At 70.2% G+C, this 561-nt stretch carries 2 protein-coding genes; one reads left to right on the forward strand and one right to left on the reverse strand.

What is annotated here, in order from left to right:
• Positions 1-326, forward strand: a 326-nt coding sequence (gene rraA, locus I0Q12_RS22070; RefSeq protein WP_197254741.1) for a ribonuclease E activity regulator RraA, incomplete at its 5' end; no start/stop codon positions are given.
• Here rraA and I0Q12_RS33525 read toward each other — a convergent pair.
• A partial coding sequence (locus I0Q12_RS33525; protein WP_231611204.1) for an alpha/beta hydrolase occupies positions 284-561 on the reverse strand: 278 nt, incomplete at its 5' end. The genes rraA and I0Q12_RS33525 overlap by 43 nt on opposite strands.

The following is a 561-nucleotide window of genomic DNA, read 5'->3' on the forward strand; positions in this document are numbered from 1 at the left end:
AGACCCTGAGCGAGCCGGGCAACGGCGGCGTCCTCGTGGTCGACGGTGGCGGCAGCATCCACACCGCGCTCGTCGGCGACATCATCGCCGGCCGCGGCGTCGACAACGGCTGGGCCGGGGTCATCGTCAACGGCGCGGTCCGCGACTCGGCGATCCTGCGCACGCTCGAGATCGGCATCAAGGCGCTGGGCACGAACCCGCGCAAGAGCACCCAGACCGGCTCCGGGGAGAAGAACGTGCCCGTCGAGATCGGCGGGGTCACGTTCAACCCGGGTGAGATCGTCTACAGCGACAGCGACGGCGTCGTCGTCCGCGCCGAGGCCTGATCGGATGCGGTGACGGTGCCGACGAATTCGGCTACCGCACTGCGTAGTTCACGACTGCGCGGCACCGCGCCGGACATCCAGAACACCCCGTGCACGAGGCCGTCGAATCGCACGGTGGTCACGTCGACACCGTCCCGGTGGAGGCGGGCGCCGTATTCCTCGGCCTCGTCGCGCGCCACCTCGTTCTCCGTGGTGAGGATCAGTGTCGGCGGCAGACCCGCCAGGCTGTCCGCGC

It is taken from the genome of Rhodococcus sp. CX (genome assembly GCF_015865005.1).
GTDB lineage: Bacteria > Actinomycetota > Actinomycetes > Mycobacteriales > Mycobacteriaceae > Rhodococcus.